19 protein-coding genes and 2 pseudogenes are annotated in these 24596 nt (G+C 39.1%); 15 read left to right on the forward strand and 6 right to left on the reverse strand.

Features of this window, described 5'->3' with window-relative positions:
• Positions 1–14: 14 nt before the first annotated feature.
• The 4 genes from AAFX60_004480 (at position 15) to AAFX60_004495 (ending at position 6453) form a co-directional block, all read left to right on the forward strand.
• Entirely contained in the window at positions 15–3080 is a 3066-nt protein-coding gene (locus tag AAFX60_004480) for a helix-turn-helix domain-containing protein (protein ID XDF78416.1), read from the forward strand.
• 628 nt (positions 3081–3708) lie between these two features.
• Positions 3709–3936: a FeoA family protein gene (locus AAFX60_004485; GenBank protein ID XDF78417.1), complete on the forward strand. Its 228-nt coding sequence runs from the start codon at positions 3709–3711 to the stop codon at positions 3934–3936.
• Position 3937: 1 nt separating this feature from the next.
• Positions 3938–6214 (forward strand): Fe(2+) transporter permease subunit FeoB, encoded by a 2277-nt coding sequence (gene feoB / locus AAFX60_004490; GenBank protein ID XDF78418.1) that lies wholly within the window; start codon positions 3938–3940, stop codon positions 6212–6214.
• The gene (locus AAFX60_004495) at positions 6211–6453 is read left to right on the forward strand and encodes a FeoC-like transcriptional regulator (protein ID XDF78419.1); all 243 of its coding nucleotides are present in this window, start codon (positions 6211–6213) and stop codon (positions 6451–6453) included. The genes feoB and AAFX60_004495 overlap by 4 nt, the downstream gene beginning before the upstream one ends.
• A 383-nt stretch (positions 6454–6836) precedes the next feature.
• Here the strand turns inward: AAFX60_004495 and pta are convergent.
• Positions 6837–9001: pseudogene (gene pta, locus AAFX60_004500) on the reverse strand (phosphate acetyltransferase).
• A gap of 99 nt (positions 9002–9100) precedes the next feature.
• Complete coding sequence (locus tag AAFX60_004505; protein ID XDF78420.1) at positions 9101–10297, reverse strand: acetate kinase; 1197 nt, start codon at positions 10295–10297, stop codon at positions 9101–9103.
• Positions 10298–10614: 317 nt separating this feature from the next.
• On the opposite strand from AAFX60_004505, the gene yfbV reads away from it, so the two are divergent.
• Positions 10615–11064 (forward strand): terminus macrodomain insulation protein YfbV, encoded by a 450-nt coding sequence (gene yfbV / locus AAFX60_004510; protein ID XDF78421.1) that lies wholly within the window; start codon positions 10615–10617, stop codon positions 11062–11064.
• Between the two features lie 108 nt (positions 11065–11172).
• Here the strand turns inward: yfbV and argS are convergent, their stop codons facing one another.
• Positions 11173–12906: an arginine--tRNA ligase gene (argS, locus tag AAFX60_004515; GenBank protein XDF78422.1), complete on the reverse strand. Its 1734-nt coding sequence runs from the start codon at positions 12904–12906 to the stop codon at positions 11173–11175.
• Positions 12907–13113: 207 nt separating this feature from the next.
• Here argS and AAFX60_004520 point away from each other — a divergent pair, with 207 nt between their 5' ends.
• Positions 13114–13710 carry a VOC family protein gene (locus AAFX60_004520; GenBank protein ID XDF78423.1) on the forward strand — a complete coding sequence of 199 codons (597 nt, stop codon included), beginning with the start codon at positions 13114–13116 and terminating at the stop codon, positions 13708–13710.
• A gap of 73 nt (positions 13711–13783) precedes the next feature.
• On the opposite strand, the gene AAFX60_004525 is transcribed toward AAFX60_004520, so the two are convergent.
• The 3 genes from AAFX60_004525 to AAFX60_004535 form a co-directional block, all read right to left on the reverse strand.
• A complete protein-coding gene (locus tag AAFX60_004525) occupies positions 13784–15016 on the reverse strand; it encodes an NAD(P)/FAD-dependent oxidoreductase (protein XDF78424.1) in 1233 nt (410 codons plus the stop codon).
• Positions 15017–15115: 99 nt separating this feature from the next.
• Positions 15116–16183 carry a methyltransferase gene (locus AAFX60_004530; GenBank protein XDF78425.1) on the reverse strand — a complete coding sequence of 356 codons (1068 nt, stop codon included), beginning with the start codon at positions 16181–16183 and terminating at the stop codon, positions 15116–15118.
• Between the two features lie 103 nt (positions 16184–16286).
• Complete coding sequence (locus tag AAFX60_004535; GenBank protein XDF78426.1) at positions 16287–16862, reverse strand: lipoprotein; 576 nt, start codon at positions 16860–16862, stop codon at positions 16287–16289.
• 138 nt (positions 16863–17000) lie between these two features.
• Between AAFX60_004535 and AAFX60_004540 the strand changes: the two genes are divergently transcribed.
• From AAFX60_004540 to AAFX60_004580, 9 genes and pseudogenes are all read left to right on the forward strand, one after another.
• On the forward strand, positions 17001–17720 hold the full coding sequence (locus AAFX60_004540) for a beta-ketoacyl synthase chain length factor (GenBank protein XDF78427.1): 720 nt from the start codon (positions 17001–17003) through the stop codon (positions 17718–17720).
• Between the two features lie 4 nt (positions 17721–17724).
• Complete coding sequence (locus AAFX60_004545; protein XDF78428.1) at positions 17725–18522, forward strand: lysophospholipid acyltransferase family protein; 798 nt, start codon at positions 17725–17727, stop codon at positions 18520–18522.
• Positions 18523–18529: 7 nt separating this feature from the next.
• Complete coding sequence (locus AAFX60_004550) at positions 18530–18787, forward strand: phosphopantetheine-binding protein (protein XDF78429.1); 258 nt, start codon at positions 18530–18532, stop codon at positions 18785–18787.
• Between the two features lie 11 nt (positions 18788–18798).
• Positions 18799–19056, forward strand: coding sequence for an acyl carrier protein (locus AAFX60_004555; protein XDF78430.1), 258 nt, complete (start codon positions 18799–18801; stop codon positions 19054–19056).
• Positions 19056–19615, forward strand: a pseudogene (locus AAFX60_004560) (hypothetical protein). Before AAFX60_004555 ends, AAFX60_004560 begins: the two are co-directional and overlap by 1 nt.
• Complete coding sequence (locus tag AAFX60_004565; protein ID XDF78431.1) at positions 19591–20979, forward strand: AMP-binding protein; 1389 nt, start codon at positions 19591–19593, stop codon at positions 20977–20979. Before AAFX60_004560 ends, AAFX60_004565 begins: the two are co-directional and overlap by 25 nt.
• 13 nt (positions 20980–20992) lie before the next feature.
• Positions 20993–21367, forward strand: coding sequence for a 3-hydroxyacyl-ACP dehydratase (locus tag AAFX60_004570; GenBank protein ID XDF78432.1), 375 nt, complete (start codon positions 20993–20995; stop codon positions 21365–21367).
• Positions 21368–21369: 2 nt separating this feature from the next.
• Positions 21370–23061: a glycosyltransferase gene (locus AAFX60_004575; GenBank protein XDF78433.1), complete on the forward strand. Its 1692-nt coding sequence runs from the start codon at positions 21370–21372 to the stop codon at positions 23059–23061.
• Positions 23051–24586 carry an aromatic amino acid ammonia-lyase gene (locus AAFX60_004580; protein ID XDF78434.1) on the forward strand — a complete coding sequence of 512 codons (1536 nt, stop codon included), beginning with the start codon at positions 23051–23053 and terminating at the stop codon, positions 24584–24586. The genes AAFX60_004575 and AAFX60_004580 overlap by 11 nt, the downstream gene beginning before the upstream one ends.
• Positions 24587–24596 lie beyond the last annotated feature (10 nt).

Here is a 24596-nt window from a genome sequence, read left to right on the forward strand (position 1 = left end):
ATGAAATTTATAAGATGCCAAAAGGAACTAGCATCATAGAAATGAATCAGCAGGATGGTATGTTCTGGGGCAATGATACCGACAGTTTTTTTGTTTATGATCCAAAGAAAAAGCGTTATTACTCATCTAATATCAATGAAGTAAATACCAGTGCTATTTTAGATGAAATCACGATAACTGGTGCTATACATGTTGATAATCGTTGGTTAGTTTCTACATCTGAGGGGGTTTTTGAGTTTGATATAGCTACAGAAAGCTATACACCTCTTTATCTTGGACAATATATAGATGCCATTTTTTACTCTAAATATACTGATAAGATATTTTTAGGGACCCATGGCAGTATTTGGTCTTCAGAGCTTCATGATCATGAATTAATCATTAATAAAAAAATATTAATAAATTCGTCATTACTTTCATTTGCAGAAACAGAAAGTTACTTTTGGTTTGGGACGAGTGATGGGCTATATAAATGGAATATTTTAAATAACAAAATAGACCATTTTACTGCGGTTGTTCGTGATGACTACTCTTTAGAAGGTAATAAGGTTTACTCTGTTATTGCTGATCATAATAATGGCCTTTGGGTTGCCACTGATAATGGTGTGAGTTACTACTCGGACAGCAATCGATTATTTTCGCGTTTACGCTATAAAGACGTAAACGGATTACTGAATATCAGTGAAATTAATGCGATTACTCAAACATCAGAGAATGATGCGTGGTTAGGTACATCGTCAGGTTTATTATTGATAAACACGGATAACTTATATCAACCAATTGTTACCATAAGTAAGCATTCGATCAATGACCTTACTCATGGTGATCAGTTTGTATGGGCTGCAACGGATAAAGGTATATTGCAAGTTGATCCACAGTTAAAAAATACCTATATACCTAAAGGCCTTAAACCCGTAGAAGATGAAAGTATCGATCATTTACTATTAAGTGATGATGATATGTTATGGTTTTCCAGTTCTTATGGTTTGTATAAGTACGACATTCATCAAGATAAATTAGTAAACCTAGGGTTCTCTTGGGCTTTAGATCAGAAGCATTCAATACAAATAACGCACATCTATCAAAATAAGAATAGTCAAATATCCATAGGAACAAATGTCGGTTTATATCGATATGAAAATGGGGCGTTAACCTTTGATTATGCCTATGTTCATGCTGGCAGTATTTTAGATATGGTAGATACTGAATATGGAAACTCATGGATTGTTAGTAACTATGGGTTGCAGATCAGTAATAGTAACGGGGTAAGAACGGATATCTCATTACCAACAGAATACACCACACCACATTGTGTATTATCCAGCGATAATGGTGTTTGGCTATCATCAAGTAAAGGGCTCTCTTTATATACCCATCGTGGACGAATCGTAAAGCATTTTGGAACTCAAAGTGGACTTATTAATAATGAGTTACTTCCTGATCTTTGTTCAATATCCCCAAATGGCGTAATGCTATTTGCAAGTAAAGATGGGGTTATCGTTGCTAATGAGCAGGAGTTAATCGAATACCATCGTCCAAAACCTCACGTAGTATTAGGTCAAATTAAAATTGATTCTGAAATTGTGAATTATGGAGGAGAGAAAAAGTTAACCAAGCAAGTTCCTTATGGAGCGAATATATCGTTTTTGTTTGGTGTGCTTCCTGAGTTCAATAATAAGTCGCTTTCTTTTCAATTGTTAGGCTCTAATGATGAAGCATGGCAAGATTTTGATGGTAGCTTATTAATCTTTGATTCGTTGCAATCAGGTAAGTATGAATTACGTATAAAACCACGAAATAATGGTCAGCGAAGAAGTCTTGTGACTGAGGTTGAGTTTTATGTTGAAGTTCCGTGGTTTTTTGCTCCTTGGTTTATCTTCTTTTTATTTAGTTTAGTGAGTGCAATCTTAATGGGCATTTACTATTGGCGATCTAAAGAAATTAAGAAAAGTAATGAGAAGCTGAAAAAAAGTGTTGAAATCAAAACGAAGCAATTAAGCAATCAAGGTAAAGCGTTAATCTCAAGCAACCGACAATTACAAAAGCTTCTTACTGTTCGTCAGCATGTTATTTCTGAAATGGCAGAACAAGCGAGACAGCCAATAAAAGACATTCAAGCAAATCTACAAAAGAAAGGGTTACTTACAAACCTTGCTTTGGCGAATCAATGTGAACACAGTTTGCAATTATTAGAGCAACTGACTCATATTGAACCTTTTGTTACGTTGCAAAAGAATAAGAGAACCAATCAAGTTTTAGCTCCTTTACTTAGTGCGGCATTAAAAAGTTGGAAGGATGAATACCATACAAAAGGAGTTGATCTTATTCTTGAAGACAATTCACAAGGCGTTTCGATCTTTGTTCAACCGCTCTTGATCGATGCCATTTTTAATAATGTATTATTTAGCTTATTAAAACGAAGTCAATCAGGAGAGGTGGTAACGATACGTATTCAGTGTGATGGCGCACGAGTGGCCGCTTACTTTTTGAGTGAAGGTGCTGAGATATCAGTAACTGAGCTAGATGAGCTAGGAAGAGTGGATTTATCACAAACCATTGAAGTGATTAATCAAGCATTAGGCCTTCCTGCAGTTAAATTACTCACCGTTCAAAATGGTGGGCATTTTGAAATAGTTAAGAACATGTCTGGCTCTAATGAGTTGCAATTTTCGTGGCCAATTGCTATCGATGAATTTATTACGTCTCAAGTACCAGAAGTTCATTCTAAAGATAAAGACAGTGATGAGCAGAAACAACACCAAGAATGGTTATTAAAAGTCTACCAACTTATTGAAGATAATTACTCTTTGGCGTCTTTTGGTACGAGTGCGGCAGCAAAAGCACTGTTTATATCCGAACGAAATTTACAACGGAAATTTAAGCAGTTAACTCAGCGTTCCTTTATGGAATATTTAATTGATACACGATTAGAAAAAGCGTGTGAACTTCTTATCTCTGGTCAGAAAGTTGCAGATGCTGCTTTTGAATCAGGTTTTAATGACCCTTCTTATTTTAGTAAGCGTTTTAAGCGTCACTATGGTTTGTCTCCAACACAGTTTGTGACTGAGAATGAAGAATAGTAAGCAACTGAAACGATGTAAGATCTTTAAAAGAAAAGAAGTGATGCATACGATGAAACTTGGTCGATAAATATAAGTAACGTGTTGAATGTTTGGAGTTCAATATGAGGTATTTAATCGGATGGGTATTTTTATAAAGAAAAAAAAGATCGTGACGTAGCCGGGGGACTACGCCACGGGCGCCAAAGACGCCTTCGCTTGCTGCCGAAGTAACAAGATACTTCTTGTTACCTCTATTAGAATAAAAGTTGAGAGGTCTCCCTCTCGATGTAATTAACTATAATCGCCCCTTCTTTTTTTACATATCAAAATAACGACAATCTATTGGTACAAAAACGACATTCATATAATTTTATGGTTATCTATTTGTTTTTAAATGGTATTTTTTTTGTTTGTCGTTTTTGTTATGTTTTAAATTATTTTAACGTTATTTATTTGTGGTATTAAATTGACGTAATTGACGTGGTTTTGGAAGCAATGTCATATATCTTATTTTATGATTAACAAAAGGGTATTTGATGTTTTTTGTCAATTTGCTGAAAAAAATTGATTTAGCGCAAGAAAAAAGTAACTGTTAGTTATAAAATGAAACGAAATAATAATGATTCTCACTATCGTGGAGCTTGAGATGAACCTAGCGCAATTAGAGAGCGGCAAAAAAGCTGTAGTAACAGACATGTCTTTGTTACCAACCGACACAAGAAAGAAGTTAATGGTAATGGGTATGTTGCCTCATACTGAAATTGCGATTTTACGAAAAGCTCCAATGGGAGATCCATTACAGATTAGCGTGAGAGGCACTTCTCTTGCTATCCGAAAGAATTTAGCTGAACAAATTACAGTTAAGGAATTATAAAATGCAGTATCAAGTATTAACTGTAGGTAACCCAAATAGCGGTAAAACAACACTGTTTAATGGGTTAACTGGCGCAAAGCAACAGGTAGGTAACTGGGCTGGTGTTACAGTTGAAAAGAAAACCGGTAAATATACTTGTTCTGGTGATGAGTTTTTACTTACTGACTTACCGGGTATCTATGCATTAGACAGCGGTAATGATGTAAACAGTTTGGATGAAACTATTGCATCACGAGCAGTGTTAACTCATGCCGCTGACGTGATTATTAATGTTGTTGATGCTTCTTGTTTAGAACGTAGCTTATATATGACATTACAACTTCGTGAGTTGGGTCGCCCAATGATCGTTGTTTTAAATAAAATGGATGTGCTTAAGCGTCAACGTCAAATTTTAGATGTAAAAGGGTTAGAAAAAGTTCTGGGTTGCCCTGTATTATCTTTATCGGCAAATGACAAAACACAAGTTCATAAATTCAAAGAGAAGTTACATAAGTCAATTGCTCAAGGCATTAAAATGATGCCACTTGAGCTGACTTATGGTGATGATGTTGAAGCTGCAATTAAAGAAGCATCGGCATTATTCTCGAGTGAATATGCATCTAGTCGCTCACTGGCAATTCGTGCTTTAGAAAACGATGCTTTAGTACTTAATACACTAGAAGCCGATAAGCGAAATAAAGTCGCTAATATTACTAATGTACTCAATACAAATGTTGAAGCTGACTTTCATATTGCTGATTGTCGTTACACTTTCCTACATCAATTATGTCAGCAATTACGTCGTCAAGAAGGCCGATTAAGCCACAGTGTCAGTGAGAAAATTGACCAAGTTATTCTAAATAAGTGGGTTGGTGTTCCTTTCTTCTTTTTCGTCATGTACTTAATGTTCATGTTCTCTATCAACATTGGTAGTGCATTTATTGATTTCTTCGATATCGGTGTTGGTGCACTTCTTGTTGATGGCGGTCATTATTTATTAGATGGCCATCTACCTGTTTGGTTAGTGACATTAATTGCTGATGGTGTCGGTGGTGGTATTCAAACTGTAGCGACCTTCATTCCTGTTATCGCTTGTCTATATTTGTTCCTTTCTTTATTAGAAAGTTCTGGTTATATGGCTCGTGCTGCATTTGTTCTTGATAAAGTGATGCAAAAGATTGGATTACCAGGTAAAGCGTTTGTACCACTTGTACTTGGTTTTGGTTGTAACGTTCCAGCTATCATGGCTACTCGTACTCTAGAACAAGAGCGTGAGCGTAAATTGGCAGCGTCAATGGCTCCATTTATGTCATGTGGTGCTCGTTTACCTGTATATGCATTGTTTGCTGCTGCTTTCTTCCCTGAAAATGGCCAAAACGTTGTATTTGGTTTGTACTTTTTCGGTATTTTAGCTGCTGTATTTACTGGTTTGTTACTGAAACATACGATCTATCCAGGACGTAGTGATTCGTTCATCATGGAAATTCCAGATTACGAATTCCCAACGATGCGTAACATCATGATCAAAACATGGCAGAAACTAAAACGTTTTGTACTTGGTGCGGGTAAAACCATCGTTGTTGTTGTAACAATATTAAGCTTCTTCAATTCACTAGGTATGGATGGCACGTTTGGTAACGAAGACAGTGAAAACTCTGTACTTTCAAAAGCAGCTCAAGTGGTTACTCCTGTGCTTGCACCAATTGGTATTCAAGAAGATAACTGGCCTGCTACAGTAGGTATTATCACAGGTATCTTTGCTAAAGAGGCCGTTGTTGGTACGTTAAATAGCTTGTATGCCGATCCTGCTGGCGATGATGCTGAGTTTGACTTAATGGCAAGCTTAAATGAAGCGGTGATGTCTATTCCAGATAACCTATCAGGATTAAGCTACTCTGACCCACTAGGTGTTGAAGTTGGTGATTTAACCGATATTGAAGCAGTAGCAGAAGAGCAAGGCGTTGAGAATTCAATTTTTGGTAATCTACAAGCTCACTTTGTAACAAGTGCAAGCGCAATGGCTTACTTAATCTTCATCCTGCTTTACACTCCATGTGTTGCGGCGATGGGGGCATACATGCGTGAATTTGGCCGTAAATACTCGTACTTTATTGCTGGATGGACAATGCTACTTGCTTATGTTTCAGCAACACTGTACTACCAAATTGCTCACTTCTCAGCAGCACCGATGACAAGTGCTATGTGGATAGCTATTTCACTTATTATTATGTTAGTGACTTACCTAGTACTAAAACGTAAAGGTCAAGAAGCTCAAGAACAGCAGGCAGCATTAGTATGATTTTAACCGAACTTAAGCAGTATATTGACGAACAAGGCCGTGTAGAGCGTATTGCATTAGCAAAGAAATTCAGCATGAGTGAAGATGGTGTTGATGCAATGCTTGAGCTTTGGGTAAAAAAAGGAAAGTTAACTCGTGAACTCGCTGGATGTGAGAAAACACAATGTTGCCAAGAGGCAGAACGTGTGTGGTATCGCCCAGTGTATCAAAATGAGTTAATGACTACTTACATACGATAGTCGCTTAACTTAGAGTAAAGTGATAAATAAAAACGAGGACCAATTGGTTCTCGTTTTTTTATGGGGGAAAGGGACTAGGGACTAGTTATTAGGGACGAGAGAAGATCAAAAGAGAGGTTATTGCTTCACTTACAATATCCGAGGGTTATTCTAAGTTCCTAGTTCCTAGTTCCTAGTTCCTAGTTGAGATAAGGTAGATCTTGCTCTTACTTCGCCCTAGTCCTTAGTCCCTAGCCCCTAACTCTTAAAAGTTCTATTCGCTCTTACCTCGCTCCTGATCACTCGTCCCTAGTCCCTATCTCATAAGCACAAAAAAAGACACGCAATTTTCATCGCGTGTCTTCTTATTTTCATTAACTACGCTCTATTTCTAGAGCATGAAATTAGTTAATTACTTTCTCTTCAGCTTGTGCAGCTTGATCCGCTTGGATAGCTGTTAGTGCTACTGTGTATACGATATCGTCAACAAGAGCGCCGCGAGACAAGTCATTTACTGGCTTGCGCATGCCTTGAAGCATTGGACCGATAGATACTAGGTCAGCAGAACGTTGAACCGCTTTGTACGTTGTGTTACCAGTGTTTAGGTCTGGGAATACAAATACAGTTGCTTTACCAGCTACAGGAGAGTTAGGTGCTTTAGAAGCAGCTACGTTTTCCATGATTGCAGCATCGTACTGTAGAGGACCGTCGATTACTAGATCAGGACGTTTCTCTTGAGCGATCTTAGTTGCTTCGCGTACTTTATCAACGTCTGCGCCCTTACCAGATTCACCAGTAGAGTAAGAGATCATTGCAACGCGTGGGTCGATACCAAACGCCATTGCAGAATCAGCAGATTGGATAGCGATTTCAGCAAGTTGCTCAGCAGTTGGATCAGGGTTGATCGCACAGTCACCGTATACAAGAACTTGATCAGGCAGAAGCATGAAGAAGATTGAAGATACGATAGAAGCATCAGGAGCTGTTTTGATGATTTGGAATGGAGGAACGATAGTGTTTGCTGTGGTATGAACCGCACCAGAAACAAGACCGTCAACTTCACCCGCTTCAAGCATCATAGTACCAAGGAATACAGAATCTTGTAGTTTTTCACGAGCCACAACTTCAGTCATGCCTTTCGCGCCACGTAGCTCAACTAAACGAGCAACGTAGTTTTCACGTACAGAATCAGAATCGATGATCTCAACGCCAGCACCAAGTTCAACACCTTGTTGTGCTGCAACACGACGGATTTCTTCAGGGTTACCTAAAAGAACACAAGTCGCGATACCACGCTCAGCACAGATAGCCGCAGCTTTAACTGTACGAGGCTCATCACCTTCAGGAAGAACGATACGTTTAGCCGCTTTACGAGCAAATTCAGTTAACTGGTAACGGAATGCTGGTGGGCTTAGACGACGGATACCTTCAGTACCTTCAGATAGAGAGTCAATCCAAGGGCCATCAATGTGGCTAGCAACGTGCTCGTTAACAAACTCAATACGCTCTTTATCATCTGCAGGAACTTCAAGGCTGAAGCTTTGTAGATTTAGAGACGTCTGCCAAGTGTTACCTTGTGCTGTGAAGATTGGAAGACCAGACTCTAGAGCAGGCTTACAAAGTTCAGCAATTGATTGAGGGATTTCGTAACGCCAGTCAGTAAGATTGCGCCGATTTCTACGCCGTTCATTGCAGCAAGACATGCAGCAACGATAACGTCAGGACGGTCAGCAGAAGTTACTAGTAGAGAACCTGGTTTGAAGTGCTCAATCATGTGCGGTAGAGAACGTGCACAGAAAGTGATGCTCTTAATACGACGAGTAGCAATATCACCTTCGTTGATGATTTCAGCATTTAAGTGCTTAGCCATGTCGATAGCACGAGTAGCAATTAGGTCTACTTTCCAAGGCACACAACCAAGAACACGAATAGGACTAGAGTTGAAGATTTGCATTACTTCAAGGTTAGTCTTAGTCGTTGCATCTGCATCATCAAAGATTTCAGATAGGTCAGGGCGAGTACGACCAGCTTCATCAACAGGTGCATTTAGCTTGTTAATGATAACGCCAGCGATTTGTTTGTTCTTAGTACCACCAAAGTTAGAACATGCTACTTCGATACGCTCTTTAAGTTGAGAAGGGTTATCTGTACCAGGAGTTGCTACAAACACAATCTCAGCACCCAGAGTTTTTGCAATTTCACCGTTTAATTGGTTAGCAAATGGGTGTTTACGAGTAGGAACTAAACCTTCGATAAGAGTCACATCAGTGTCTTGGCTGATTGACTTGTAACGCGCAACGATTTCTTCTAGAAGAACGTCAGACTGTTCGTTACGTAGCAGTTCTTCAGCACGAGAGATTGTAGTTGGTTCTGCTGCTTTGATATCGCTGCTGCTAGTCACGATTGAAGTAGTTAGATCAGGTTGATCACCACCGTGACGAGGCTGAGAGATTGGTTTGTAAAAAGAAACGCTTACGCCTTTACGTTCCATTGAACGTAATACACCCAAACTTGCGCTAGTTAGACCAACACCAGCACTGATTGGAACAAGCATAATAGTACGAGACATGAAAAATTCCTCTACACTATTGGGGCAAGAGACCTTATTGAAAAAATAAAGCCATAGAAAGAAAAAAGGCTAACCTAATGGCTAGCCTTTTAGGAGATATTACAGACCAGCTAGTTTAGCTGTGTCTTCTGCGATAACTAGCTCTTCGTTAGTAGAGATAACCATTGCAGGAATACGGCTGTTAGCAGTAGTGATAGTACCTTCACCACCGAAACGTGCTTTAAGGTTTGCTTCGCCATCAACTTCAATACCGAAGATACCTAGACGGTTAAGAACCATTTCACGGATTGGAGCTGAGTTTTCACCGATGCCGCCTGTGAAAGTGATTGCGTCTAGACGACCTTCTAGAGTTGCTGTGTAACCTGCAACGTATTTAGCTAGACGGTGACAGAATACGTCCATCGCACGTGTTGCTTCTTCTTTCTCACCGTAGTTGTCTTCAACGAAACGACAGTCAGAGGTTACTTGAGTTAGACCTTGTAGGCCAGACTCTTTAGTTAGCATGTTGTTGATTTGTTCAACAGAGTAACCTAGAGCGTCATGTAGGTGGAAAACGATAGCAGGATCGATGTCACCACAACGAGTACCCATTACTAGACCTTCAAGAGGAGTAAGACCCATAGAAGTATCTACAGATTCACCGTTTTTAATTGCACATACAGATGCGCCGTTACCTAGGTGACAGTTGATGATGTTAACTTCTTCAACAGGCTTGTTTAGTAGACCAGCAACTTCACGAGTGATGAACAGGTGAGAAGTACCGTGCATACCGTAACGACGGATACCGTGCTCTTTGTATAGGTTGTATGGAAGAGCGTATAGGTAAGACTCTTCAGGCATAGTTTGGTGGAACGCTGTGTCAAATACAGCAACGTTTTGAAGGCCTGGGAAGTTAGCTTTAGCTGCTTCGATACCGATGATGTGAGCTGGGTTATGAAGAGGTGCAAAAGTTGCAGCGTCTTGAATACCTTTAAGTACTTCGTCAGTGATAAGTGCTGACTTAGTGAATTGCTCACCACCGTGTACGATACGGTGACCGATAGCGCCAAGGTTAGCTTTAAGCTCTGGCTTAGATGCAAGGATAGTTTCTACCATAAATGATAGAGCTTCTACGTGTGCAGCGCCTGCACCTAGTTGAGCTTCGTGCTTGCCATCAAGTTTCCACTTCATACGAGCTTCAGGAAGACCAAGACACTCAGCAAGACCAGTTAAGTGCTCTGCACCAGATTCTGCGTCAACAACCGCAAATTTAAGAGAAGAACTACCGCAGTTTAAAACTAAAACCAGCTTAGACATGTATAAATACCTATTTATTCATCAGTAATTAAAGTTATGTCGTAATGACATATCATGACAAATGTAGTCGATTCATTGAAAACAACCACATTTATCCAAAAAAATTAGCTATCCTTAGTAAGAGCATTACAGCAGTCCTTGCCGATTTATCTACTTTTAGCTTATAGTAGAACTACAGCAAAAGATAAATCAGCGCATAGGATAACGATTGTGCGCTAAGATAACAAAAATATTTTAAGATAATATTAATTCTAATCAAGTTTATTCTGTATTTTTTTGAATGATTCAACTTTTGTTTAGAAGTCCAAGGGGGCAATATGAGTGAAAACGGTTTTTTATTCCGATTTCGAGATGGTCAAACCTATATGGATACTTGGCCTGAGCGAAAAGAGTTAGCTCCGATGTTCCCTGAGCAACGAGTGATTAAAGCAACTAAGTTCGCTGTTAAAGTCATGCCAGCGGTTGCGGTTATCAGCGTATTAACGCAAATGGTTTTTAATAATACTGCAGGCTTGCCACAAGCTATCATCATTGCATTGTTTGCCATTAGCATGCCATTACAAGGTTTTTGGTGGTTAGGTAACAGAGCAAATACAAAATTACCGCCAGCATTAGCGAGTTGGTATCGTGAGTTATACCAAAAAATTATTGAATCAGGGGCAGCATTAGAGCCAATGAAGAGTCAGCCTCGTTATAAAGAACTGGCGAATATTTTGAATAAAGCGTTTAAACAGTTAGATAAAACAGCTTTAGAACGTTGGTTTTAATATTTTCTTACACAAAGTATGATAATAAAAAAGGAGCTAATTTTAGCTCCTTTTTTGATCTTTAGTTATCAACAATCTGAATGAGTATTCAGATTGTTGAAATAGGTATTACATACGTTCTAGCGTTTCAATACCGAGTAGTTCTAAGCCTTGCTTAATTGTTTTCGCTGTTAATGCAGCTAACTTCAGGCGGCTTTGCTTAACAGCGTCATCTTCGTTGTTAAGAATAGGGCACGCTTCGTAGAAGCTAGAGAATTGACCAGCAAGTTCAAATAGGTAAGCACACATTAGGTGAGGTTGACCTTCACTTGCTACTGCTTGAACCGCTTCTTCAAATTGCATTAACTTAGCAACTAACGCTTTTTCTTTCTCATCAGTGATCTTAACTTCACCCGTTAACTCATCCATAGATAAGCCAGCTTTGCTGAAGATAGAAGCCACACGAGTGTATGCATATTGCATGTAAGGCGCTGTGTTACCTTCGAACGCAAGCATGTTGTCCCAATCGAAGATGTAATCCGTAGTACGGTGCTTAGAAAGATCTGAGTACTTAACGGCTGCCATTGCAACAGTTGTAGCAATTTTTGCTTTTTCTTCAGCTGGTAGATCTTTGTTTTTCTCTTCGATCAGTTTCGCTGCACGTTCTTCAGCTTCATCAAGAAGATCAGCTAGACGAACCGTACCACCAGCACGAGTTTTAAATGGACGACCATCTTTACCTAGCATCATACCAAACGCATGGTGTTCTAGAGATACGCTCTCAGGAACATAGCCCGCTTTACGAACGATAGTCCAAGCTTGCATTAGGTGTTGGTGTTGACGTGAATCGATGAAATAAAGAACACGGTCTGCGTTCAGTTCTTCGTAACGGTATTTAGCACAAGCAATATCTGTTGTTGTGTATAGGAAGCCACCGTCACGTTTTTGAACGATAACACCCATAGGTTCGCCATCTTTGTTTTTGTATTCATCTAGGAATACAACTTGAGCGCCTTCGCTCTCAACAGCTAAACCTTGTTTTTGAAGATCAGCAACAATTGGAGCAAGCATGCTGTTGTACATACTTTCGCCCATTACGTTATCACGAGTAAGTGATACGTTTAGACGGTCATAGTTGCGTTGGTTTTGAACCATAGTAACGTCAACAAGCTTCTTCCACATTTCTGCGCAGAACTCATCACCGCTTTGAAGTTTAACAACATAACCACGAGCGGTTACTGCAAACTCTTCGTCTTCGTCATACAGTTTTTTAGATTCACGGTAGAAACCTTCAAGATCAGACAGTTCCATAGAAACTTCGCCTTTCTCTTTTTGGATACGCTCAAGGTTTGCGATAAGCATACCAAACTGAGTACCCCAGTCACCGATGTGGTTAGCACGAGTAACGTTGTGACCTAAAAACTCAAGAGTACGAACAACAGCATCACCAATGATAGTTGAACGTAAGTGACCAACGTGCATTTCTTTAGCAACGTTTGGTGCAGAGTAGTCTGCAACGATGTTTTGTTGTTCTTCTTTAGCAACACCTAAGCGTTCGTCAGCTAATGCTGCTTCTGCTTGTTTTGCTAGAAATTCTTCTGATAAGAAAATATTGATAAAGCCAGGGCCTGCAATTTCAGTTTTGCTAGCGATGCCATCAAGATCCAAAACATCCAGTACTTTCTGAGCAAATTCTCGTGGGTTTGTACCTAGTCGCTTAGCTACGCCCATTACGCCGTTAGCTTGGTAGTCACCAAATTGTGCTTTTGCAGATTGACGTACTGCGGCAGGGCTGCCTGCTGGCGCACCGGCTGCTTCTAACGCTTGAGAAACTTTGTCGTTAATAAGTGATTGAATATTCAAAGAGGTTATCCTTCATATCGCTGTTAAACAGGAATGCTATTGCATGGAAAGCAAAATAATCGCTAATAATAGCAATAAAACAGGGGATATTTAATAGTTTCTGTTATTTTTTATTGCAACTTAGGGGCTATTTTTCGAAAGGTTCTAAACATCAAGTAAAGAGGTTGATACAATTCGGTTTCTCTTTTTTATTGTTAGGTTGCCTTCATGTCATCACTATTATTAAAACAGCAACAATTAGAGCCTCAACAACTGATTAATGCATTACCTTCATTTATGGAGAAGATCCAAGCATTATTGGATGTATTAGAAATCGATTTAACTCAATATCAAGCCGATCACATTGCATTAAGAATCAATGATCGTGATGTAGCAGAAGCGGCTCATCAAGAGTGGCTACAACAAGCAGAAGAATGGTCAAATAATGAAATTAACGGTCGTCCTATTATTGCTTTAGGTTTTAATCAAGCGTTAACTATCAATGATTGGTCTATTGAATGTTTAGAGTTGCCATACCCTGGTGATAAAAGTTATCCGCAGCAAGGGTGGGAACATGTAGAGTGGGTTATCCCATGTGATGTGGATTCTCAAGAAGCTTTTTTGGAATATGTATTTAAAACGTTCCCAACACTAAAAGATAAATGGGATAACTTGACGTCTTTAGGCGTGAAAGTAAAACAAAGCTGCCCATCAGGTGATGCAGAGCGTATTGCAAATTATACCGTAGCATTCAAATACCAAGGAGTGTGTATAAAGCTTCATCCTCACAGTTTAAAAGCAGTTATTGAGAGTGAGCAGGCATAAGATAAGCAGGTTTTAAGAACATAAAAGGCATCCAATCTAGAATCTGGATGCCTTTTGATTATGGAGTGAGTAGTTATGGCTTACATAATTCAGCAACCACTTTTAATCGACGCTCTGGCTCGGCAACAAATGGATTGCTTTCATCCCAAGCATAGCCAGCTAAAATTGCGCAGATCATTTGTTTAATTTTAGGGTTCGGATTTTCATGGAAGATCACATTTTGGAATGTCCCTTCATACCATCCTTCCACGTAACAACGAAAAGCATTGACTCCTTTCATCAACTTATCTGAGTAATCTTGCTGCCAATTCACCGTTTCTTGATTAAATTGCTTAATCAATAAGTCTGCAGCTAGCTCTGCCGATTTCATTGCAATCGTGACACCAGAAGAGAACACCGGATCTAAAAATTCACCAGCATTGCCCAGTAAAGCAAAGTTTTTATCAAACAGCTTACTGACATTGGCAGAATATCCCATGATTTCACCACAAGGGTTCGGGTATTCAGCTTGGTTTAACAGATGTTTGAGATTACTTTCTTCTTCTGCAAGTTGTTTTAATGCCGTTACTTTATCTTCTGAATATGCATCGAAGAACTCCGGCTCTCCAACCACACCAAAAGAACATGTCCCATTACTGAATGGAATTAACCAATACCACACTTGTGTATTTGTTGGATGAACAGAGACTAAAATTTTATTTCTGTCGTAGCTTTCGTCAGTAATATTGTCTTTTATATGTGTAAAAATAGCACGGCGTGGTGGCAGGCATGAGGGCTCTTCTAATTCCAATAGTTTTGGTAGAACACGGCCAAAGCCACTCGCATCAAGAATGAAATCTGCTTGAATTTGGTAAGGCGTTCCGTTTTCATCCAGTACCGATAATAGAGGCTTTTCTGTATTCACATCCACATCGGTTATTTCATGTTGATAGCGAATTTCAACGCCTTGTTCTTTTGCACAATCAGCTAAAACTTTATCAAAGTTGCCACGTTGTACTTGGAATGTGGTTCCTGCGCCGTCGGTGAATTTGTCCGTAAAATCAAAAGAAGTGAAAGTGCCATTACAATGAAAAGCAGCACCATCTTTGAATTGAAAACAAGCATCTTCAACAGCGTTTAACATGCCTGCATGTTTAATGGATTCCATACATGCAGGTAATAAACTTTCACCGATAGAAAAGCGAGGGAAACTCGATTTTTCAAGAATAATACAGTTGATATTGTGTTTGTTTAATAGGGCAGCAGCAATAGAGCCAGAAGGTCCAGCACCAATAATAGCCACTTGGGTTGTTTGTGGTGATAACACAAGTGCTCCTTAAAGACAAAAGCACCACTTTAGGTATCAGTAACCTAAAGTGGTGAGGATATTATTATATTTATAGGTAATTTTTATTTAAAAACGGGCTTACTTAGCACGAAGTTCAAGTAATGTGTGTCCTAAACCAATATTGTCAGTCTGCTCAGCAACAGCAAAACCCGCTTCTTCAATAATTTCTAAGAAGTCGCTGCAACGATAGAAACGGCTATTACCATTGGCTAAACAAGTGAAGTATAGAGAGGTTGCATTTAAGCTAAACGAAGCAGCATCGTATTTTTGCGCATCCCAAAATAGCTCTAAAATATACACTTTCGCATCGGTAGACATGGCTGCACGAACACGTTTTAAAATGCTTAAAATTTCCATTGGAGAGAAACAATCTAGGAATTGGCTCATCCACCATACGTCTGCACCTTGAGGTAATGGTAGAGTCTTATCAAGCATATTAGTTGGGTGACCATTAATACGGTCGGCAAAACCTTGTTCTTCGGCATTTTTTAAGGCCATTTCGATTTGTTGTGGAAGGTCAATGATTGTTACTTCAACATCGTTATCGTAATTACAGCATTGTAGTGCCCATTTACCCGTGTTGCCGCCGATATCAAACAAACGCTTTGGTTTTTGGCTTAATACTTTTTCTAATAAGATTGGGAACGAACGGTCAGAATAGAAGTGATCAAACTTAAACCAGCTCTCTTTGGCTTTTTCTGGTAATCGAGACAAGCCTTCATAAATCGTTGGCCAGTCACCTAATTCTTTTAAGCCGGCAGGTGTGCCTTCTTGAATTGCCTCTGTAAGATGCATCATAGCGGCATAACAAACATCAGCTGTAAAATCTAAGTTAGCGTTCGTCATCCCATCGTGTAATAAGAAATGACCAAGGTTCGCAAGAACATAGTTTGGTTTATTCCAAGTAACAATGTGCGCACTTAATGCCATATCAAGTAAGACTTTCACACCATATTCAGATACACCCGTTTCTTGCGCTAATTGCTCAGCATCTAAACCTTGATCTTGAGCTTTATCTAAAGCCGCTAGAATACCAAGATCTCTAAGCGTTCGAGCTGTATGAAAAACAATAGGAGCAAAAGAAAGTTTTTGAGCTTCTGTTTTTGCTTCTAATGCGTTAAATGGGTCATTTTTATATTGAGTCACAGAGATTAACCATAGTTGAAGATAATAAAATGATCATATCAGTGGTATTGAGTGAAACTTTGTTCAAAAGCAAGAAACTACTGATATATAAGAGAGAATGATATTAATCGATTATATTTGATACGGTATTACCGTTAAATTCGACTTTAAAAGTATTAAATCTATTTTTCCAATATAACCAATGATCGCTATTTAAATTAGGTGTTCTATGTTCTGGTGGGAAGCCGATGGCATATTTCACGCCTTCTTTTGTCATGCCTTTCTTAACCACACCTTCTTTTATTCCCTGCTGATCAAGTGCACTTAGTTTTTCTACTTTTTCAGTATTACACTCAGTACCGAAATAGTTGCTTAAGTATTTTGCAAAATCAGGAGATGATTTGTGTTTATCTAAAATATATTCTCTGCCACTACTATCAATTTTAAATGTAAGACGTTTAGTACTAACGTTGACAATATCAACTTGAGTACAGAGAGGAATTAATCCATCTTGTTGAAAATTAACAGAATAAAGTTTTGAACGAGTGTCGTCAGGGTGAAGGTTAACAAGAGTATAAACGGGTTTATTGGTAAGAAATAAATCGTCACCCGTATTTTTGTCAGTAAGAGTCATGACACTCGCGCAACCCGATAAAATTATTAAACCGGAAGTCGCTAATAATGGTTTTAAAAATGACATGGTAGTCCTTTAAATTTCGCTATATATATTTATTTACCGTATGACTCGCATTAATCTATTTGCGCCAAGTCACTGAATTCATATATCCTATACGAGTAGGCTAACAAATTGTAATATTTTTACGACTAGATGGATATCATGACATACGCAAATTTTAATATTATCGATTGGCACGCAATTTCTGCAGGTTTGGATAGCAAAAATGCGTGGTTAGAATGGCGTGAAAATAATTTCACTTGGCCTGAAAATGAAAAAGCGCCAGTTGATAAAATACCAGCAATGGCTCGAAGAAGAATGAGCTCGTTAAGTAAATTAGCCGTGCAAACCGCATTAACATTAGCGGAAGAAAATGACATTGATTATTTGGTGTTCTCTAGTCGGCATGGTGAGTTAACTCGAACTGTCGCTCTTTTAGAAGATATTTTGAATGGAGATGATGCTTCTCCAATGGCTTTTTCTCAATCGGTTCATAATACTGCCGCAGGTCTATTTACCATCACGGCTAAAAAAGCCATTCCAGTTACTTCTATCGCTGCTGGGGAAAACACCTTTCATTCTGCGGTTGTTGAAGCCGCTGCGTACTTAGCTGAAAATCAAAATGACAAAGTTCTCATTATCGATTTTGACGAGCCTTTACCTTCTCATTACCAAGAGTTTGAAAAACAAAACTATCAAGGCTATGCAGTTGGCTTAATAATGAGCGCAGGGGACATTTTTTCTCTTCAATGGAACAATAAACCTACAATTAAACCTTCTGGATTGCCTCATGGGTTGCAATGTATAGCTAACTTAGTAGGATCACACTCTCAATGGATAACGGAGAGTTCTTCAAAACAATGGGTATGGAATCGAAAATAGTCTTATGACTTTACTTCAACGCACTGATAAATACTGGCGAATTTTAGCTACTGGGTTCTGTTTCTCTTTATTCGGAGTCGGTGCACTTTGTTTGACGTTTATTGTTTTTCCATTGCTTACGTTTACAGCAAAAGATAAAAAACAACGCGAAGTTCGAGTGCAATCGATTATCCAACGTAGTTTTTTTATCTTTTGTAAAACAATGCACTATAGTCGTGCGATTAAGTATCAATTTGATGGTGCAGAGCTTCTTCAGAGTGACAGAAATTGCTTAATTGTCGCTAATCACCCAAGCTTAATAGATTATGTTTTAATTGCTTCACAATTGAAGCAATGCGATTGCATCGTAAAAGCAGCCTTATGGCATAATCCGTTTACACAAGGGATTGTCAGAGCTGCGGGGTACATTCCAAATCAAGAACCAGAAGCGTTTTTAGAAGAGTGTTCTGAAAAATTAAACTCAGGTAATGTATTGTTGGTTTTTCCTGAAGGAACGCGAACAACACCGGGTAAAAAATCAAAACTTCAACGAGGTGCAGCGCAAATTGCGGTTCGTAGTCAAAGTGATATTCGTATTATTCATATCACAGTAACACCCAGCTTTTTAACTAAAGAAGCAAAGTGGTATCAAGTTCCTGATGTTCGCCCTTTCTTTCATTTACAAGTGAAAGAGAGAGTCGCCATCACTCCATTTATCGAAGACGCTGACTCTTCATCTTCAGCGGCTCGAAATGTAAATCGATTTTTAGATACAGCTTTGTATCCACAAAATGAAGTCAACACATCAAAAGAAAATAAGTAGGCCATTGATGGAAGTATTACACAACGAAATTAAACAATTAATTATTGACGCTCTTAACCTAGAAGATATCTCTGTTGATGATATTGAAACGGAAGCACCGCTATTTGGTGACGGCTTAGGCTTAGATTCTATCGATGCTCTAGAGCTAGGTTTAGCAATTAAGAAAAAGTACAACTTAGTGTTAGATGCTGATGATACTCAAACTCGTGAACATTTTGCGTCAGTAGCAAACCTAGCCGCTTACATTAATGCAAACAAAGCGTAAGAGAGTAAATAATGACAGACGTAAATAAAGAGCAAGTATTAGAGCAAGTAACTTCTGCATTAGTTGAACTGTTTGAAATTGATGAAGCAGATATTACCCCAGAAGCTCAGCTGTATACTGACCTTGATTTAGATAGTATCGATGCTGTCGATCTTGTTGTTCATTTGCAGAAAGTGACGGGTAAAAAAATCAAACCAGAAGAGTTCAAAGAAGTTCGTACTGTTGACGATGTAGTTAATTCTGTAGCTGCACTGTTAAAAGGCGAATAATGCGTTGGCTGACAGCGCTGTCAGCCATTGCACTCTTAGCATATCCGCTAGCGGTCTACTATGGTCTCCATTTTGGTGGAATAAAGACAGTAGCAGGCGTACTAGCGGTGTTGTTTTTAGTGCGTATGGTCGGTGGTAAACAAGTACCGATAAAAGAACTTAAATACATCGCTATTATCAGTGGTGGAGCAGGGATAATTCTTGCTTCTCTTGGTTGGATATTCAAAACCGAAGGCTGGTTTACCTTCTATCCTGTAATAGTCAATGTCGTTATGTTCGTTATGTTTTTTGGAGTTTATTTCAATCCCAAAGCATGATTGAACGTTTTGCTCGTCTACAAGAACCTGATTTACCTGAAAGTGGCGTTAAGTACACCAGAACCGTAACTAAAATTTGGTGTGTATTTTTTATTATTAATGGCTCTATTTCTTTTTCTACCTGTTTCATGGATATGAAGATGTGGATGCTATACAACGGATTTATTAGCTACTTGCTTATTGGAACTTTGTTCATAAGTGAATGGTTAGTGCGCCAATGGATAAGAAAAAAAGAAGTATGAAAACAGTCTCTCTTTCGCAATTAGTATTACAAGATAAAACAGACCACACGGTGTGTTTTGATGAGCAGCACTCATATATTTCTTATTCTCAATTTCAAAAAGACGTGCAGCAAGCATGTGCGTTTTTTCAGCAAAAGCCTCAAGATAAGTGGGCATTGTGCTTTGATGATAGTTATTATTTCGCGGTTACTTTTCTTGGGTTAGCCCATGCGGGTAAACACCTTATTCTTCCAGGTAACCATCAACCAGCGGCATTGGCCGAATTATCTCAGTATTTTGATGCCTTAATTCATGATGACATTATTAAAGTGATGCCATGCAGTGAGCATGTTGCCTATCATGATATAAAAAGTGACCATTTAGCTACATTATCACCACTTCCTCTTCATGAGGTTGCGCTTACTTTATTTACTTCTGGCTCAACCGATACACCCAAGCCCATTGCTAAAAACCTTCAATTGCTTGATAACGAAATTCAACAATTAGACTGTTTATGGGGTGAAAAACTCGGACAAAGTGACATTTACAGCACCGTATCACACCAACATATCTATGGTTTATTATTTAGAGTGTTGTGGCCATTAACGGCTGGTCGTGCTTTTAGTCGCCATAACTTTATTTACCCAGAGCAAATTTTATCTCATCGACCTGATGATAAAAAAACGCTTATTTCTAGCCCCGCATTGCTTAAGCGCTTGGTTGACCATCAAGGACACAATACTTATCAGATGGTTTTCTCATCCGGTGGACCTCTTGCTATTGAAGGGGCTGAGCAAAGTGAGAAAAAACTCTCACTGCGTCCATTTGAAGTTTATGGTAGTACAGAAACGGGTGGTATTGGCTACCGTCAGCAGTTTGAACCAAGCTCTTTATGGTGCTTCTTTCCTTCTCATCAAGCCCGTTTAAACATTGAACATTGCTTAGAATTGCTTTCTCCATTTATTGATGACGAAGAGTGGTACGCGACGAGCGATTATTGTGATTTGCTTGCTAATGGTCAGTTTGTTCTAAAAGGTCGCGTCGATCGCGTGATCAAAATTGAAGAAAAGCGCCTCTCTTTAACGGAAGTTGAAAAACGATTAATGCAGTTAGAGTGGATTAATGAAGCGGCAGTGATCCCGATGGAAGAAGAAAAACGCACCGTATTGGGCACAGTGATTGTTCTATCAGAAGCGGGAACTAAACTAATGGAGCAGGGCTCTAAGGGTAAGTTTTGGTTGAGATTACGCTCAGAATTACGTGAATGGTTAGAGCCTGTTGGTATTCCTCGTCGTTTTAGAACTGTTAGTGAAATTCCATTAAATAGCCAAGGTAAACGTCAAATGCACGATTTAAAGCAGCTATTTAATGATGCGAATAATTAAAAAAGATTAGATTATGACAAAACGTAAGCCAAGTATCCTTACAACAAAAGATATCTCAGTAAATGAAGCGCAACCAAGTGTGCTTATTTGTATGCGTGTGGATGATGATATCTTAGATTTCACCGGACACTTTCCAAATCATCCTTTGTTACCCGGTGTTACTCAAGTTGATTGGGCTATTCATTACGCGAAACATTACCTTAATGCGCATTCAAACTTTAAAGGGATGGAAGTGCTTAAGTTTCAAGAGCCTATTTTACCGAATATGGAAGTAGAACTTGAGCTTAAATGGGATATTGAGAAGAGTAAGCTGTATTTTACTTACCGCTCAAATAAAGGCGATACGGTAAGCAATCATGCTTCTGGTCGTATTGTGTTAGGAGCGTAATCATGACTAACTTTCGCCCTTGTTTTTTAATTCCTTGTTATAACCATGGTAAAACCATTCCTGCCGTTGTTGAATCATTGATGTCGTATGGTTATCCAATGATCATCGTTGATGATGGCAGTGAGAATGAAACAAAGCGTATTTTAGAAGAAGTAACTCAACATAATGAGTCGATTACCTTAATCACATTGGTTGAAAACCAAGGTAAAGGTGGGGCTGTGATTGCTGGTATCGAAAAAGCCTATCAGCAGAGTTATAGTCATGCGATTCAAATTGATGCTGATGGTCAACATGATCTCGAAGCGCTACCTAAATTAATCGCTGAATCTCAAGAACACCCAACGGCACTGATTTCTGGACAGCCTATTTACGATGAGAGTGTACCTAAATCTCGTTTGTATGGTCGTTATGCTACGCATATTTGGGTGTGGATTGAGACACTTTCTTTTGCGATTAAAGATAGTATGTGTGGTTTCCGCTCTTATCCTATCGGTCCAACGATTAACGTATTGGAGCGAGCGGTGCTTGGCCGACGAATGGATTTTGATACCGAAATCATGGTTCGTATGTACTGGAATGAAACCGATATTCGTTTCATCAATACTCGTGTTATTTACCCAGAAGATGGTATTTCTCATTTTGATGCATTATGGGATAACGTGAAAATCAGTTGGATGCACACCAAATTATTTTTTGGCATGCTGCCTCGTATTCCTTCATTACTAAAACGTAAACCTGTTCAAGAAGATCATTGGTCGTCTCATGCTGAGCGCGGTACGATTTTAGGTATTCAATTTTTACTGTGGATCTATTCAACGTTTGGTCGCAAGGTATTTTCACTATTACTCAAACCAGTCATGGCTTATTACTACCTACGTGGTGGTTCAGTCAAAGACGCTTCTGATGATTTCATTCAACAGGTAAATGCTTATGCTCGAATTAAAGGCATTCAGTTACCTGAAAAGCTAACCACTTATCGTCATTTGGTCTCTTTTGGTGAAACCATGTTAGATAAGCTTGCGGCATGGCGTGGTGATTTTTCAGATAAAAACTTAACGGTTCATGGTATTGAGCATTATCAAACATTAGCTCAGCGTGAAAAAGGCATTGTATTACTGGGTTCTCATTTAGGAAATCTAGAACTATGTCGTGCGCTTAGCCGTCGTCATACTCACCTGAAGATTAATGCGTTAGTTTTTACTGAGCATGCTGAGCGTTTTAATACGGTAATGAAAACCGTTAATCCGCAATCAGAAGTGAATGTTATTCAGGTGTCTAAAATAGGGCCAGATACCGCCATTTTATTGCAGCAAAAAATTGATGATGGTGAGTGGATTGTTATCGTTGGTGATAGAACGTCAGTCACTAAAGAGAATCGAGTGATTTGGGCTGATTTTCTTGGTAAGCCTGCGCCATTCCCTCAAGGGCCATTTATGTTGGCCTCTATTTTAAAGCAACCAGTATATTTAATGTTTGGACTTCGTGACGATACACAAAAAGACCCACTGTTTGATGTGTACTTAGAACCGTTTTCTGAACAAATCATATTACCTCGTGGTAAGCGAGAAGAGGCTTTGCAAGAAGTCGTACAAAATTATGCTCAACGCCTAGAGCATTTCACATTAAAAGCACCATCACAGTGGTATAACTTTTTTAATTTTTGGCAGTTAACTGGAAAGAAAGATGACAACTAATTCAATTACATTTGGTAAAGGACGTCTGACAATTGAAGACGTTGTTGATATTGCAAATGGCGCAAATGCACAACTTAATAACTCTGATGAATTCACTGCTAAAATTGACCGTGGTGTTGAGTTTTTAGAGCGCTTATTAAAAGAAGAAGGCGTGATCTATGGTGTAACAACGGGTTATGGTGACTCTTGTACTGTAGCAATCCCAATGGATTTAGTGGATGAATTACCGCTGCATTTAACTCGTTTTCACGGTTGTGGTTTAGGCGAAAACTTAGATGAACAACAAGCACGTGCTGTATTAGCGACTCGCTTATGCTCTTTATCACAAGGGGTATCGGGTGTGACTCATGATCTGCTTAATCAAATCGTGACTCTAATTAATCACGGCGTATCTCCACGTATTCCTCAAGAAGGTTCTGTGGGTGCAAGTGGTGATTTAACGCCATTATCTTATCTTGCTGCTGCCCTTATTGGTGAGCGTGAAGTGATTTATAAAGGTGAAATCCGTGCAACTGCAGATGTATTTAAAGAGCTAAATATCACACCAATCAAGCTTAAACCAAAAGAAGGTTTGGCTTTAATGAATGGTACATCAGTGATGACAGCGTTAGCGTGTTTAGCGTATAAGCGTGCTGAGTACTTAGCGCAAATGGCAACTAAGATCACCGCAATGGTATCAGTAGGGATGCAAGGTAATGACTTCCACTTTGATGAAGCGTTATTTGCAGTGAAACCACATCCAGGCCAACAACAAATTGCTGCTTGGTTACGTTCTGATTTACATAACGAAACCCCACCAAGAAACAGTGATCGCCTGCAAGACCGTTACTCACTTCGTTGTGCTCCACATGTGATTGGTGTACTTCAAGATAGCCTACCATTCTTGCGTCAAATGATTGAAAATGAATTAAACAGTGCGAACGATAACCCAATTATCGATGGTGATAATGAGCGTGTTCTTCACGGTGGTCATTTCTATGGTGGTCATATTGCAATGGCAATGGACATGCTAAAAACCGCAGTAGCGAACATTGCTGATTTATTAGATCGCCAAATGGCACAGCTAATGGATTACAAATTCAATAACGGTTTACCATTTAACCTGACGGGTTCAACAGGGGCTCGTAAACCAATTAACCATGGCTTTAAAGCTGTTCAGATTGGTATTTCAGCATGGACAGCAGAAGCGCTTAAAGGAACAATGCCTGCAAGTGTTTTCTCACGTTCAACAGAATGTCATAACCAAGATAAAGTGAGTATGGGTACGATTGCCTCTCGTGATTGTTTACGTGTTTTACAGTTAACAGAGCAAGTGACATCAGCTTCATTATTAGCGGCAACTCAAGCGTTAGTATTGCGTGAAAAGCAAGGTGAGCTTGATGATACTCAGTTAAGTAAAGAGCTTAAAACCATGCGTGATGCGGTATTAAGTGAATTTACTTTTGTCGATGAAGACCGACCATTAGAGAACGATTTACGTAACTTTATGGCGAAGATTCGGCAACAGCACTGGACACTATACTAAGGTTAAATGT

Origin of the sequence: Aliivibrio fischeri (assembly GCA_038993745.2) — a bacterium.
In the GTDB taxonomy this organism is placed as follows: Bacteria; Pseudomonadota; Gammaproteobacteria; order Enterobacterales; family Vibrionaceae; genus Aliivibrio; species Aliivibrio fischeri_B.